Annotated in this window: 11 protein-coding genes; 9 read left to right on the top strand and 2 right to left on the bottom strand. The window is 35.6% G+C overall.

Features of this window, described 5'->3' with window-relative positions; translation table 11 throughout:
• Window positions 1–2 precede the first annotated feature (2 nt).
• The 4 genes from MQX03_RS09565 to MQX03_RS09550 all read left to right on the top strand — a co-directional run bounded on the left by MQX03_RS09565 (window position 3) and on the right by MQX03_RS09550 (window position 3,093).
• Window positions 3–716, top strand: coding sequence for an ABC transporter ATP-binding protein (locus MQX03_RS09565; RefSeq protein WP_129535672.1), 714 nt, complete (start codon window positions 3–5; stop codon window positions 714–716).
• A 150-nt stretch (window positions 717–866) separates the two neighbouring features.
• The gene (locus tag MQX03_RS09560) at window positions 867–1,427 is read left to right on the top strand and encodes an RNA polymerase sigma factor (protein ID WP_129535673.1); all 561 of its coding nucleotides are present in this window, start codon (window positions 867–869) and stop codon (window positions 1,425–1,427) included.
• Window positions 1,414–2,025: a hypothetical protein gene (locus MQX03_RS09555; protein ID WP_242802735.1), complete on the top strand. Its 612-nt coding sequence runs from the start codon at window positions 1,414–1,416 to the stop codon at window positions 2,023–2,025. Before MQX03_RS09560 ends, MQX03_RS09555 begins: the two co-directional genes overlap by 14 nt.
• Window positions 2,026–2,055: 30 nt before the next feature.
• On the top strand, window positions 2,056–3,093 hold the full coding sequence (locus MQX03_RS09550) for an outer membrane beta-barrel protein (RefSeq protein ID WP_242802734.1): 1,038 nt from the start codon (window positions 2,056–2,058) through the stop codon (window positions 3,091–3,093).
• A 78-nt stretch (window positions 3,094–3,171) separates the two neighbouring features.
• On the opposite strand, the gene fumC is transcribed toward MQX03_RS09550, so the two are convergent.
• The gene (gene fumC / locus MQX03_RS09545; protein ID WP_242802733.1) at window positions 3,172–4,566 is read right to left on the bottom strand and encodes a class II fumarate hydratase; all 1,395 of its coding nucleotides are present in this window, start codon (window positions 4,564–4,566) and stop codon (window positions 3,172–3,174) included.
• 341 nt (window positions 4,567–4,907) lie between these two features.
• Between fumC and MQX03_RS09540 the strand changes: the two genes are divergently transcribed.
• Both MQX03_RS09540 and MQX03_RS09535 read left to right on the top strand, forming a co-directional pair.
• Window positions 4,908–6,515, top strand: coding sequence for a fumarate hydratase (locus MQX03_RS09540; RefSeq protein ID WP_242802732.1), 1,608 nt, complete (start codon window positions 4,908–4,910; stop codon window positions 6,513–6,515).
• Window positions 6,516–6,698: 183 nt separating this feature from the next.
• Window positions 6,699–6,989, top strand: coding sequence for a hypothetical protein (locus MQX03_RS09535; protein WP_242802731.1), 291 nt, complete (start codon window positions 6,699–6,701; stop codon window positions 6,987–6,989).
• A gap of 97 nt (window positions 6,990–7,086) precedes the next feature.
• On the opposite strand, the gene MQX03_RS09530 is transcribed toward MQX03_RS09535, so the two are convergent.
• On the bottom strand, window positions 7,087–7,959 hold the full coding sequence (locus MQX03_RS09530) for a helix-turn-helix transcriptional regulator (RefSeq protein WP_242802730.1): 873 nt from the start codon (window positions 7,957–7,959) through the stop codon (window positions 7,087–7,089).
• A 143-nt stretch (window positions 7,960–8,102) separates the two neighbouring features.
• Between MQX03_RS09530 and MQX03_RS09525 the strand changes: the two genes are divergently transcribed.
• From MQX03_RS09525 to MQX03_RS09515, 3 genes are all read left to right on the top strand, one after another.
• Window positions 8,103–10,172, top strand: coding sequence for a T9SS type A sorting domain-containing protein (locus MQX03_RS09525; RefSeq protein WP_242802729.1), 2,070 nt, complete (start codon window positions 8,103–8,105; stop codon window positions 10,170–10,172).
• A gap of 180 nt (window positions 10,173–10,352) precedes the next feature.
• The gene (gene prfA, locus MQX03_RS09520; protein WP_129535681.1) at window positions 10,353–11,438 is read left to right on the top strand and encodes a peptide chain release factor 1; all 1,086 of its coding nucleotides are present in this window, start codon (window positions 10,353–10,355) and stop codon (window positions 11,436–11,438) included.
• 95 nt (window positions 11,439–11,533) lie between these two features.
• On the top strand, window positions 11,534–12,211 hold the full coding sequence (locus MQX03_RS09515; RefSeq protein ID WP_242802728.1) for a hypothetical protein: 678 nt from the start codon (window positions 11,534–11,536) through the stop codon (window positions 12,209–12,211).
• Window positions 12,212–12,283 lie beyond the last annotated feature (72 nt).

Genomic DNA, 12,283 nt, shown 5'->3' with positions numbered 1-12,283 from the left:
CAATGATTACTATAAATAATTTATCTAAAACGTACGGAAAAGCAACCGTTCTCAATATTGAAAATCTTGAAATTCCTAAAGGTGAAACATTCGGTCTGGTAGGAAACAACGGAGCAGGGAAAACTACGCTTTTCAGTTTAATGTTGGATTTAATTCAGCCGACAACCGGTTTTGTAAGCATCGACGGAATAAAAGTCAACGAATCTGAAGCCTGGAAATCTAAAGTTGCCGCCTTCGTTGATGATACTTTTTTAATTGGATATTTGACGCCGGAGGAATATTTTTATTTCATCGGCGAACTGAGAGGGCAAAATAAAGCTTCGGTAGACGAGTTTCTGAAGCAGTTCCATGATCTTTTTAATGGTGAAATTGTCAACTCCGGAAAATACGTGAGAGATTTATCCAAAGGAAATCAAAAGAAAGTAGGAATTGTAGGAGCGATTATCGGAAATCCGGAAATAGTCATTTTGGATGAGCCGTTTGCCAATCTTGATCCTTCTACACAGATCAAATTGAAGAATTTAATTAAAGAATTATCCAAGCAAAGTGGTGTTACATTCTTAATTTCAAGTCATGATTTGGCGCATACCACCGAGGTCTGCAACCGAATTGTTGTTGTCAATAAAGGTCTTCAGGTAAAAGATATCCAAACCAATCCGGAAACATTGAAAGATTTAGAGCAATATTTTGCCGATCAGGTGAATATCCCAGTTTAAATTAAAGTCAGAATCCAGTTTCTTTATCAGAAATTGGATTTTTTTTATTGTTCATTTTCAGTTAGTTATCATTTTGAGAACAAAAAATATTTTTTTTGTGTAACCTTTTCAACTTTTTACGGTCTTTATAGTAGAAACAGAATAACAACCATGAAGCTTTTGTTTAAAAATAAAAAAGAAGATTTGCTGAGCCGTTTGAAAAAACAGGATCCGGCCGCGCAGAAAATCTTTTATGATCAGAGTGTAAAGAAATTTCTGAGTGTGGCAAAAAGCTACATCAGCGATATTTATCAGGCGGAGGATTGCGTAATCAAAGCATTCTGTAAAATTTTTAAACATATTGAAAGCTTTCGAGGTGAAGGAAATTTTGAAGGTTGGGCGAGAAAAATTGTGGTTAACGAGTGTCTCAATTTTATTAAAAGCCACAAAACGGTTTTTTATCTCGACGACGTCAACGCTTCTGTTTTGGAAGAAATTCATGAAGAGCAAATCGTCTTTGATTTTAATGCACAGGAACTTTTAGATCAGCTTCCGGATGCTTACAGAATGGTTTTTAACCTTTATGTGATTGAAGAATATTCGCATCAGGAAATCGCAGATACTTTGAATATTTCTACCGCTGTAAGCAAAACGCAACTCTTCAGAGCCAAAGAAAAATTGAGAAAGATTTACTTTCAACAACAAAAAAAACTGAAAAATGAACACGTCTAAAAATAATTTGGAATATCAGATCAAAAAGCAAGTCGACGAGAGAGAGATTTCTCCTTCAAGAGATTTGTGGTCTGAAATTGAAACGCAGACTCAAATAGTTGGCGACGCTCAGACAAAAAAAATCAATTGGTTTTTGGTGGCGGCTTGTTTAGTTTTAATGATCAGTTTGGGAGCCGTTTTGATTTTTAATGAAAACAAATCATCAGAAATTCAGGTTGCACAGAAAGAAACTCTTGTAAAAGACCCGATTGTAAAATCTGAAATTAAAAATACTCCTGAAATTATTCAGCAAAATCAGGAAAAGCAAAATAAAGTTGAGAATTTAGCTTCTACAAAATCTGAAGTGATGAGTCCTGAAATTAATGAAGAAAAACAGATGCTTCCTATCATTAAAGAAAATTCTAAAGAGATTGCTGTACAGATTTCTCAGATTCCGGCAGAGAAAATTATTGCAAAAGCAGATTCGGCAAAAGTTCAAGTCAAAAAGAAAAGATATGTTGATCCTTCAACTTTACTTTTCTCCGTAGAACATAAAAGCGTTATCGAAAAATCGAAAGATGGAAGCAACGTTGCAAAGGTTGATCTCAATTCAAATTAAATCAATTTAAACTTAAAAAATAATAATACTATGATTAAGAAATTTATCATTACAGGAATATTGTGCCTTGTTGCTACATCAATGAATGCACAAAAATCGCTTAAAATAGACCTTTCTTCTAAAAGCGAAACAAAAGTAAGTCCTATTGTAAAAGAGAAGATTGAAGAGTATTCTATGAAGATCAATGAGATTATTCAGGAGGAGAAAAATCTGATGGAAGCAGAATTACTTGCTCTTCAAACTAAAAGTTTAGATAAAGCGGAATTTGATAAGCAAAAATCTCAGATTGCAGATAATTATTCTGAGAAAATTGATCAGAGAATTGAATCTTTGGGTTTTGATCTGGATAATGTAATCCAAAAGCAGGTAAGATTTTCATTGCTGAATTCTGATGTGACTTCTAATGAAGAATTGAAAGCGAAACTGATGAAGAAGTTCCGGCCAACGAAAGATTTTTCAGGATATTTCACTTACGGTATTATGAATCTTACCAATGACCTTCCGGATAATGACTTAGATAAAAACATGGGATATGCGAGCAATCTTGAATTTGGTTTGAAATTTAATTATCAGTTTAGCAGAACGAGTCCTTGGGGATTAACTTCAGGAATCGGATTTTCATGGAGAACGCTTCGTCCAGATAATAATATGATTTTTGCTAAAGATGCCAATGCAGGAGTTTATTTAGCAAACTATGGCGGCGATGTTGATAAAACTAAATTAAGAACAGGCTACATTATGGTTCCGCTGGGTATTCAGTATAATTTCTCAAAGCTGAAAAATGCTGGAATGGATGTTCAGTACAGACCTTACTCTGATGGATTTAGAGTTGCTGCGAATATGTATGGAGGCGTAAAAATGTCAACTAACAACATTGTAAGAGGTGACGGTCCGGATTTCAGAGACAGAGGCAATTATCAGGTAAATCCTTTTGTGTATGGTGCGCAGTTTACGGTTTCTTACGACAACATCAGTCTTTTCGTGAAAAAAGATTTCAGCAACTTTTTCAAAGGAAATCACTTCGAAAATGACAAAGCCATTATTTTTGGCATAGGATTTGGACTGTAGTTTTAACACATTCATATTAACAAACAAAACACTCCGCAGATTTTTCTACGGAGTGTTTTGTTTTTATGAAGTGGTATATTATTTTAAACTTCCCACCATATCTTCAGGCTTCACCCACTCGTCAAACTGTTCAGAAGTTACAAAGCCAAGATTAATGGCTTCTTCTTTTAACGTAGTTCCGTTTTTATGAGCGGTTTTTGCAATTTTTGCGGCATTTTCGTAACCGATATGCGTATTCAAAGCAGTTACTAGCATCAAAGATTTATCGACCAATTCTTTGATTCTGTCATGGTTGGGTTCAATTCCAACTGCACAATGATCATTAAACGAGATACATGCATCCGCAATCAACTGAGACGACTGTAAGAAATTGTAAGCCATCACTGGTTTGAAAACATTCAATTCATAATTTCCCTGAGTTCCCGCGAATGAAATCGTTGTATCATTCCCTAAAACTTGAGCGCAAACCATCGTTAACGCTTCATTCTGTGTAGGATTTACTTTTCCGGGCATGATTGATGAACCTGGCTCATTTTCCGGAATGTGAATTTCACCAATTCCAGAACGTGGTCCTGAAGCCAATAATCGTACATCCTGAGCAATTTTATATAAAGAAACCGCCAATTGTTTTAATGCTCCGTGAGATTCTACAATGGCATCATGAGCAGCCAAAGCTTCAAATTTATTTTCTGCTGTCACAAAAGGAAGGTTGGTGAATTTTGCAATATATTCTGCAACTTTTACATCGTAACCTTGAGGTGTATTCAAACCTGTTCCGACAGCCGTTCCTCCCAAAGCAAGTTCGGAAAGATGGGGTAAAGTGTTTTTTAAAGCTTTAATACCGTAATTTAATTGAGCAACATATCCTGAAAATTCCTGACCTAAAGTCAAAGGAGTGGCATCCATCAAATGTGTTCTTCCGATTTTTACAATATTTTTAAAAGCTTCTCTCTTTTCAGCTAAAGTATCTCTCAGTTTTTCAACCGCAGGAATTGTAGTTTCAACCACTTTTTTATAAGCTGCGATGTGCATTGCGGTTGGGTATGTGTCGTTTGAAGACTGAGATTTGTTGACATCATCATTCGGATGAACTTCTGTTTTGTCTCCTAGATTTCCTCCTGCATTTACGTGCGAACGATTGGCAATCACCTCATTCACATTCATATTCGACTGCGTTCCGGAACCGGTTTGCCAAATAACCAATGGAAACTGATCGTTAAGTTTTCCTTCAAGAATTTCTTCACAAACTTTTGCGATCATATCTCTTTTTTCAGCAGGAAGAACTCCTAAATCTGTGTTTGTAAAGGCTGCGGCTTTTTTCAAATAAGCAAAAGCTTCGATGATTTCGTGAGGCATAGAACCTTCCGGACCGATTTTAAAATTGTTTCTTGAGCGTTCTGTCTGTGCGCCCCAAAACTTGTCTGCAGGAACCTGCACTTCACCCATGGTGTCTTTTTCTATTCTGTAATTCATTGTGATTAAAATTTTTATTTAGATTTATATTAAGCCACAAAAGGCACAAAGATTTAGTTTAAATTAAGATTAATAAAAAATTCTTTAAAGTTCACAAAATGAAATCTCGAAGAGGTTTCGGAAACTTAGGTGTTCTTAAAAAAAAAGTATTAATTTAAACTTAAATAACTAATGTGTTTAAAACTTTTGTGTCTTTTGTGGTTAAAAATATGTTTTGCATAAAGTTAATGAGAAATCAAAAACCTCGCAATTTATAATCATTATAAATACAATGTAAAGTTGTTGATTTTGATCATGTTTTTTTGTGTAAGCCGTATTTTTGCACCGAAAATAGAAAGTAAATGGATTTTAAATATCAGGATCCGTATCCAATTTTGAAAGATGATACGGTTTATAAAAAATTGACTTCAGATTATGTGAAAGTTGGACAACATGGTGAGAGAGAAATTTTAACCATCGATCCAAAAGGTCTTGAGCTATTGGCTGAAGAAGCGATGGCTGATGTTTCTTTTATGCTTCGTTCTTCGCATTTAGAAAGTTTAAGAAGAATTATTGATGATCCTGAAGCGACAGATAACGATAGATTCGTTGCGTATAACTTGTTACAAAATGCTGCTGTAGCAGTAGAAGGAGCTTTGCCTTCTTGCCAGGATACCGGAACAGCAATCGTAATGGGTAAAAAAGGTGAAAATGTTTACACCGGGGTTGAAGATGGCGAATATTTAAGCAAAGGAATTTTCAATACCTATCAAAAAAGAAACTTGCGATATTCTCAAGTCGTGCCTTTGACAATGTTTGATGAAAAAAATTCTGGTTCAAATCTTCCTGCGCAGATTGATATTTATGCTAAAAAAGGAGATTATTACGAGTTTTTGTTCTTGACTAAAGGTGGTGGTTCTGCCAACAAAACTTTCCTGTATCAAAAAACAAAATCTTTATTAAACGAAAAGTCGCTTGAAGCATTTGTAAAAGAGAGAATTTCAGACTTGGGAACTGCAGCTTGCCCGCCTTACCACTTGGCTTTAGTGATTGGTGGAACTTCTGCTGAAGCAAATTTAGCTGCAGTAAAGAAAGCATCTGCAAAATATTATGATCATCTTCCGACAGAAGGAAATGAAGCCGGACAGGCGTTCAGAGATTTGGAATGGGAAGCAAAAGTTCAGAAAATCTGTCAGGAAAGTGCGATTGGTGCTCAGTTTGGTGGAAAATATTTAACACATGATGTTCGTGTAATCAGACTTCCTCGTCATGCGGCTTCTTGCCCTGTCGGAATGGGAGTTTCTTGTTCGGCTGACAGAAATATTAAAGGAAAAATAACCAAAGAAGGAATTTTCTTAGAACAATTAGAACAGGATCCGAAAAGATTTTTACCAGCAACTCCGCCACATTTAGAAGCGGCGGTTGATATTGATTTGAATAAGCCAATGCCTGAGATTTTGGCTGAATTGTCGAAGTATCCAATCAAAACAAGATTAAAATTGAACGGAACCTTGATTGTTGCAAGAGATATTGCTCACGCAAAAATCAAAGAATTGTTGGATGCAGGACAACCAATGCCTGAGTATTTCAAAAATCACCCGATTTATTATGCAGGACCTGCAAAAACTCCAGAAGGAATGGCTTCAGGAAGTTTCGGACCGACAACCGCAGGAAGGATGGACGTTTATGTGGATGAATTCCAAAGTCATGGCGGAAGTATGGTGATGCTGGCAAAAGGAAACAGAACTGCTGATGTCACCAACGCTTGTCACAAATACGGAGGTTTCTACATCGGTTCAATTGGTGGTCCTGCAGCGATTTTGGCAAAAGAAAATATCTTATCGGTAGAAGTGGTAGATTTCCCGGAATTAGGAATGGAAGCAGTAAGAAAGATTGAGGTAAAAGATTTCCCTGCATTCATCATTACTGATGATAAAGGAAATGACTTTTTCGCCAATCTTGCGCATTAAAATTTTAGGTTTGAGAGTTATATGCAACAATTTTAGAGTTACAATTGTAGTCTAATGTCTAACATCTAACTTCTAATATCCAGATCAATTAGTTTAAAATAAAAACAAATTGCAAAATTTAGGTTCTATATCTTTTGATGAAAAAGAAAAAAGTCCTATTTTTGCCTAAAATCTATAAGAAAGATGATGTTATCAGCATTTTGGCCGTTTTATCAGTTCCTTTGGACAATCTATTTTGTTACAATGTTCCTAGTAGGATTCTGGTGTATTTTTATGTTTTTCGGTTTCGTTATCCCTTTGTGGTTAACAGAAGGTTTGAAAGAATATTTCGGTAAGGTAAAACCTTTCGATCCTGAAGACATCAGAAGAAAATTGATTACAGAGCAAGAAGGTGTTGAAGTAATCTTCAACCAGCCAAAAGGTCACGGACCTTTCATACACGATAGCCACGGGCACGACAAAGGACATCATTAATTGAATGTCATTGCTTTTCCACCTTAATTCTGGAAAAGTAATATCATAGCAAAACAACATATATAAAACCACTGATTTATCGGTGGTTTTTCTGTTTTCAGATAGTGTCTGTTCGCAATTTTTCCGGAGAAATGCCAAATTTTTTCTTGAAAGCACGGGTGAAATTTTGAACATATTCATAGCCACAGTCTATTGCAATTTCTTTGATCATTAGTTCTTTATTGACTATCAATTTCTTGGCTTTCAGCATTCTGAGCTCAGATATATAGTCGACAATGGTTATGTGATAATGAATTTTAAACTCTTTTCTGATCTTGCTTTCATTGATTCCTAAAATTTTACTGATCTCTTCTATTTTTATATTTCTATGAAAGTTGTCGTCAACAAATTTCTTTATAAGTAAAGGTGTTTCAGGCAAATCTTGCGCCGTATCTTTTTCATTAAACTGTTCTAAAATTAAGATTAACAGCTTAATAATTTTAGCTTCCACAAAAAGTTTCTGCATCACACCTTTTCGATAGTAACTCAGAATTTCTTTAATAATCATATGCATTTCTACCGTCATGTTGGGTGGAGTTTCTTTATGCAGGAAAATGAAATTATTATGAATCATCTGCTCAAGAATTTCAGCGCTTTCACGGTTAGATTTTGGGTCGATTAAATTAAAAATATATTGATACCTAATCTGAATCTGAAGGTATTTCAAAGATTCCTTATTCGTCCAGAGTTCAGCCTGGCTTTCTTCTGAGGTGTAATGTAGAATGTATTGATTTTTTTTAAAAGTAAATTGGGTTTTGCAATCGCTTGCATTCAGATTGATATCCGGACTTAAAAGAAACAATAGATTGAAGCTTGATTTTCCTTCAACATAATTAGTTTTTATAAAATTATTCACCTCCGAATCATCATGAAATACTATTTTGATGTCATCAGACATAAATATCAATCCTTTTTTAGTTTGCTTCTGCATGAGATTTTTTCTTTTAAATGATATATTCATTGGTTTAAGACTAGATAACAAATAAATTGAAAATGATAAGTCTGCCCCAAGTATGAAATGTAATTTTGTGCAAAATTAAATTAAATTTAGAATAAATAAAAATAAGATTGATCATGTTTAAAAATTTATATTGTAAAATAGCAAAAGTGGGTTTAGGATTGCTTTTTATTACAGGAGGTCTGGCGTATGCACAACAGTGGGAAGATGTAGGTTCTGCCACAATTTCTGCAGGGGCAAGCAGTTATAATAATCTGGCAATTGATGCACAGGGAAATTATTATGTTTCCTATTATGATATTTCTGTTACCAAAGGATCGGTGCAGAAATTTAACGGAACTTCGTGGTCTTATCTTGGAGGCACAGCAGGTATCACAACAGGATCGGCAACATTTAACTCTTTATCATTAGATAACTTAGGAAATGTATTTTATACCAACCAGGACGGATATCCCAATGCAGGAATGGAAGTCAGAAAATTTGATGGAAATGCATGGACTTCTTATGCAAAACCATTTGCAGCTACTATTAATCATCAGGCTTCTGCTGTATCTCCAAACAATACTATTTTTGTGTACTCCAATGCAGAATCAGGATCTGTAAAACGTTACGTAAATAATACATGGGAACAGGTTGGTGCCAACGGTTTTGGAACACCATCGTTCTCAGAAATGCTCGTAGGGACTAATGGTAAAATATATGTTTGTGGAATTTCTTCGGGTGTAAAAGTTTTTGAAAACTCTGCAACGGCAAATTCATCAGATCAATGGTCATTAGTTGGTGGAACAAGTGTGGGAAGCACATTTACAGAGGGGGTCAATTCTACAGCAGACTTTGCGCTGGGAGCAGACAATACAATCTATGTTATTTACGCTTCAGCACCATCCAATAACAGACGTCTTAATGTTAAAAAGTTTGACGGAACCAACTGGTTACAAGTGGGAAATGCCGATTTTGGAATTTCTGATAATCTTTATAATGTATCAATCGCCGTAACTCCTGCCGGAAAACTTTACGCTGTTGCAAGCGGATGGGCTGTGAACAATGGAAAAAATACGGTTTATGAATATAATTCAACATCTGATACTTGGGAAACTTTTGGTGGTGATTTTGTCTCTGATGGTACTGCTGTATATAACGATTTGCAATATGATGCAGCAAATAATTCATTAGTTCTTACCTATTCACAAAATGGTGTGAAGGTGAAGAGAATTGCATTGCCGTCAACTTCTATTACATGCAACAATACTGATCCCGGCAATAATCCGGGAGACACAGGATGTGTAACTTTTAATTACAGAGGGCAGTCAGTAGTTTACACGACGGTACGTGGAGCAGATGGTAAAATTTGGCTACAGCAGAATTTAGGAAGCGCTCAGGTGGCAACATCTCAGTCAGATGCAGATTCTTACGGAGATCTTTTCCAGTGGGGAAGATGGGACGATGGTCATCAGTTGAGAAACTCTCAAACATCTGCAATTCCGTCAATCAATTCTCCGGATGGACTGAATGGATCAGGATCTTTTATCATAGGCTCATCCGCTTCTGAAAGATGGTGGAGTACCAATGCATTAAGTGATCAATGGACAGCAGTAAATGCTTCAGCGGTATCATCTTCGAACGGTGCTGACCCGTGTAAAGCAATTGGCCAGGGATGGAAAATGCCGTCTCAGGCAGAATGGACGACAGCGGTCAATGCAGAAGGGATATCTAATCCTGCAATGGCGTATAGCAGCAAATTAAAATTACCGGCAGGAGGTAACCGATCTTTTACAAACGGAACGTTCGATTTTGTAGGTCAAAGAGGATATTTCTGGAGCTCTGATACTTCTAATTCCGGAGGGAGGTTTCTTTATGTAGGAACTTCGTCGGCAAATCCGTCGTCCGGAGCTTCCAGAGGTCAGGGAGCGTCGGTAAGATGTATAAAAGATACGTCAGGACTAAGTACTTCAGATATAAGAAAAGTTACTGTAGGCGTTTATCCTAATCCAACCAACGGAATTCTTAATGTAAAAGTTGATTCAGAAATTCAAAATGTAAATGTAACAAATGTCGTTGGCCAAAGAATGAATGTACCGTTTAACAATTACCAAATCAATATGAACGGTTTGCCAAGCGGATTTTATATTGTAGAATTAGCTTTGAAAAACGGACAGAAGATTTCAAAAAAAATTATTAAAAACTAAAAAATCAACATACACCAAATCCAAAATCTTTAAATTTTTAATTTTATTTTACAGAGAAAGCCTATGTATTTTGCATAGGCTTTTGTTTTTAATTTAAAAATATAGAACATCATAAGACTCAAGCAAATCGGCTTTTTTCTTAGTTCTCAATTCCGTATCTTTGCAAACTAAATTTTTAATATGTCTAAGTCATTAATTCCAAAATTAGAAGCGATAAAACAAAGATATAATGAGGTTGCAGACCTTATTATACAGCCAGACGTAATTTCGGATCAGAAAAAATATTCTTCGTTAAATAAAGAATACAGCGATTTAGGAAAAATTGTACATGTTTACAATCAATATAAAGGTGCTTTAGACAATATCGCAGAATCTGAGGAAATCATTGCAGATGGTTCAGACAGAGATTTGGTCGATATGGCTAAAGAAGAAAAAGTAGAAGCTCAAGGGAAACTTCCAGGTCTTGAAGAAGAATTAAAAGTTCTTTTAATTCCTAAAGATCCTACCGATGATAAAAATGTGATTGTAGAACTTCGTGCCGGAACAGGTGGTGATGAAGCTGCGATTTTCGTGGAAGATGTCTACAGAGCGTATGCCATGTTTTTTAAAACTAAAGGCTGGAAGCACGAAATAACAGACTCCAGTGAAGCTGCAAAAGGGTATAAAGAATTGATCATCAAAATTGAAGGTGATGGCGTGTACGGAATCATGAAATTTGAATCTGGAGTTCACCGTGTACAGCGTGTCCCTGAAACAGAATCTCAAGGTAGAGTGCATACTTCAGCAATTACTGTTGCTGTTTTACCGGAAGCTGAAGAAATTGATTTTGAATTAAATCCGGCAGATATCGAAATGCAGACTTCACGTTCAGGTGGAGCGGGTGGACAAAACGTAAACAAGGTTGAAACCAAAGTACAGTTGACGCACAAACCTTCAGGAATGGTGGTTGTTTGTCAGCAGGCTCGTTCTCAGTTGGCAAACAGAGAGTTGGCAATGGAAATGCTTCGTACCAAATTATACGATATCGAAGTTCAGAAATCTGTGGGAGATATTGCTGCACAGCGTAAATCGATGGTTTCTACCGGTGACCGTTCTGCAAAAATCAAAACGTACAATTATCCTCAGGGAAGAGTTACCGACCACAGAATTAATAAATCAATGTATAATCTTGATGCGTACATGAATGGTGATATCGGAGAAATGATTGATGCGGTTATCATGGCAGAAAATGCAGAGAAAATGAAAGGTGAAGAGGAGAATTATTAAGAATTACAAAATATACAAAACAAGCCTCTGATTTTTCAGAGGCTTTCCTTTTTCAAATGATTAAATCAGAAAGTATACTCACTAAAATATTTATAATGAAAAATTACAGAATTTTTTTATTGCTATTCTTTACAATGCTAGGACAGCAGCTTGTCGCTCAAACGGAAGTGAAAAAGCCGAGCGAAGTATTTAACATGTATTTTGAAACCTTTGTTAACAATGATGATATTGCTTTAGATAAGCTGAATGATTATTTAAGACCAACAGTAGAAGGTCAGAATGCTTATCAAGTAAATTTTAAGGAGACTTCAGAAGAAATGTTGAGCTCTACTGTGGAGAATTTCCTTTCGGCTTTTTCTAAAACTACTGCTTCTGCTTGTAAAAAAGAAGCAAAAGATTATTTTACAGCTATGTTCGGGAATTTTAAAATCGCAAAGCTGACGATTAAAAATATAAAAGTTGTTCCTAACGAATATATTGAAGATGAAAAAATCGCCGAAATAAAGTATATCGTTAGTTTTAAAGTGCCTACAAAACTAATGACAGGACCTGCAGGTGATCCTCAAAAAGTAAAAGCTGAAGAATTAAAAAAATATCTGGTTCAGGCTGTTCAGGATTTTAAGAATGCAGATAAAACAGTGCAAATTGAACAGGAGTTTAGCTTGTATGAACTTAAACAGGATAATAAAATATATTATTGGAACGGAAGCCCCGATCAAATTGTTTCTACCCTTACTGATTTCTATTTGGAAAGTTTCGGATCAAATGAATAAATTGATTCGCTCATAATAGATTATATCATAAAAGTTCCATTTTTATTGGAACTTTTTTTATTCCCACAACTT

This window comes from Chryseobacterium aahli, from assembly GCF_022699665.1.
Lineage (GTDB): Bacteria > Bacteroidota > Bacteroidia > Flavobacteriales > Weeksellaceae > Chryseobacterium > Chryseobacterium aahli.
The sequence above is the reverse complement of the archived record's forward strand: the minus strand, read 5'-3'. Positions and strand labels throughout refer to the sequence as shown.

Bases quoted from the DNA above. Each gene is read 5' to 3' on its own strand.
- MQX03_RS09565 (WP_129535672.1), top strand. From the start codon at position 3: ATGATTACTATAAATAATTTATCTAAAACGTACGGAAAAGCAACCGTT.
- MQX03_RS09560 (WP_129535673.1), top strand. From the start codon at position 867: ATGAAGCTTTTGTTTAAAAATAAAAAAGAAGATTTGCTGAGCCGTTTG.
- MQX03_RS09555 (WP_242802735.1), top strand. From the start codon at position 1,414: ATGAACACGTCTAAAAATAATTTGGAATATCAGATCAAAAAGCAAGTC.
- MQX03_RS09550 (WP_242802734.1), top strand. From the start codon at position 2,056: ATGATTAAGAAATTTATCATTACAGGAATATTGTGCCTTGTTGCTACA.
- fumC (WP_242802733.1), bottom strand. From the start codon at position 4,566: ATGAATTACAGAATAGAAAAAGACACCATGGGTGAAGTGCAGGTTCCT.
- MQX03_RS09540 (WP_242802732.1), top strand. From the start codon at position 4,908: ATGGATTTTAAATATCAGGATCCGTATCCAATTTTGAAAGATGATACG.
- MQX03_RS09535 (WP_242802731.1), top strand. From the start codon at position 6,699: ATGATGTTATCAGCATTTTGGCCGTTTTATCAGTTCCTTTGGACAATC.
- MQX03_RS09530 (WP_242802730.1), bottom strand. From the start codon at position 7,959: ATGCAGAAGCAAACTAAAAAAGGATTGATATTTATGTCTGATGACATC.
- MQX03_RS09525 (WP_242802729.1), top strand. From the start codon at position 8,103: ATGTTTAAAAATTTATATTGTAAAATAGCAAAAGTGGGTTTAGGATTG.
- prfA (WP_129535681.1), top strand. From the start codon at position 10,353: ATGTCTAAGTCATTAATTCCAAAATTAGAAGCGATAAAACAAAGATAT.
- MQX03_RS09515 (WP_242802728.1), top strand. From the start codon at position 11,534: ATGAAAAATTACAGAATTTTTTTATTGCTATTCTTTACAATGCTAGGA.